General features: G+C 49.1%; 2 protein-coding genes. Both read left to right on the top strand.

What is annotated here, in order from left to right; translation table 11 throughout:
• Positions 1-879, top strand: an 879-nt coding sequence (locus Q7V48_06770) for a fumarate hydratase (protein ID MDO9210437.1), incomplete at its 5' end; no start/stop codon positions are given.
• The gene (locus tag Q7V48_06765) at positions 872-1,624 is read left to right on the top strand and encodes a FumA C-terminus/TtdB family hydratase beta subunit (GenBank protein MDO9210436.1); all 753 of its coding nucleotides are present in this window, start codon (positions 872-874) and stop codon (positions 1,622-1,624) included. The genes Q7V48_06770 and Q7V48_06765, both read left to right, overlap by 8 nt.
• Positions 1,625-1,751 lie beyond the last annotated feature (127 nt).

Here is a 1,751-nt window from a genome sequence, read left to right as displayed (position 1 = left end):
GTAATGCTATGTCATTCGTCCAAAGTACTTCCCCCCCGAGTTGCGGAAGCGATCCGGAAAGCAGCGGAGGTCGAAAGCAATCCCAAAGGCAAAGTTTATTTTGAAGCCATGGTGCGCAACATGGAGGTGAGCCGGGAACGGGATGTGCCTCTCTGCCAGGATACAGGAGTGCCGATGTTTTATATCGATTTGCCTCCTGGTTTCTACATTGAGGGAGATCTGCAAGAAGCTCTGGAAAAGGCAACGCGGAAAGCAACGAGAGATGCACCCCTGAGACAGCAAATCACCCACCCCCTGACCAATGAAAATTCAGGGGATAATGTCGGTTGGGGAATGCCTCCCACTTTTTTAAACTATAACAACCGGATTGATTATCTGGAATTATTGGTGGTGACCAGGGGTGGCGGGGCGGAGGTTAAAAGCTCTTGTGTGGTCCCCATACCGGGAGCGCCCAAAGAAAACACGATTATAAAAACGGTACTGGATGCGGTTGCGCTGGTTGGAGGGGAAAATTGTTCTCCTAATATCGTTGGCGTAGCCGTGGGGGGGTTTGGCTTAGATTACACTGAAAACCTCGCCCGGAAAGCGATCTATCGTGAGCCATTGAACAGCCGGCATGAAGACCCGCAAGTTGCCGCCCTGGAAGAAAAGTTGTTTACGGCGATAAACAATCTGGGGATCGGACCTCTCGGGGTCGGCGGGGAAACAACCTGCCTGGGTTTACACATGGAAATCGCCGGATGCCATTCGGCCGTATTTCCCATCGCGGTTACCTTTTATTGTTGGTCTGCCAGGTATTCCCGGGCAAGAATTTATCAGGAAGGGAAAGTGGAATTTATTACCCATCCGGAATTGAAAGAGGTGATCGCCCATGGATAGAAGAGAGTTCCACCTAACGACACCCATTAATGCCACCCAAACCAAAAACCTCCGCCTGGATGATATCGTGTATATCGATGGAACCATTTTTACCATCAGGGATTGGTCGCACCAACGCATTGCCCAGCTTTTGCAGGAAGGAAAAAAAGAAGCCATTCCCTTTCATTTGCAGGGACTGGGTATTCTTCATTGCGGCCCCATTATGACCCAAAAAGAAGGAAGGGGGTGGGAGGTGGTTTCCGCCGGACCCACTTCCAGTTCCCGCTTTTCTTCTTTTATTCCGGTTTTGCTAAAAGGTTTGCACCCGGGAGTTATGATTGGTAAGGGACACCTGGACGAAAAGATCATCGGAGACCTTGTTCAAGAAAAGTGTGTATTTTTACAGGCGGTGGGGGGATGCGCCGCCCTATACGCCAGCCAAATTCAAAAAGTCCGCAATTGCTATTGGCCGGAATTTGGAATGGTAGATGCCGTATGGGAGTTTGAAGTGAAAAATTTTGGACCGTTAAGCGTAGAGATCGACCTTAAAGGAAATTCCTCTTATAGACTCCTTAGAGAAAAAGAACTTCTTAAGAATCTAAGCCGTGTCTATAAGTCCGCAGGCCTTCCCAAACATGCGGATTATATTTGGTGGCCGAAAGTTTCGCCAGGCAGCAAAGAAGCCTTTGACTATGCTACCGAAGTAAATAAGAAATCATTGCCTCAAAAGAAGAAACGCTCCTCGAAAATACGATCGGCCTCTTGAAGGATCATGGTCTTCAGGAAAGAATATTATGCCCAATCAGGAAGTCATGTTGGCCAAGTTGACCCGGCGGGAGTTCGAGACCTCCCTGGCCCTGGCCTTGTTTCCGGAGAATATTCGGTATGACGCC

The sequence above is a fragment of the Deltaproteobacteria bacterium genome, from assembly GCA_030654105.1.
Lineage (GTDB): Bacteria > Desulfobacterota > SM23-61 > SM23-61 > SM23-61 > JAHJQK01.
Note: the sequence above shows the minus strand (reverse complement) of the source record. Positions and strands in the feature narration are given on the sequence as shown.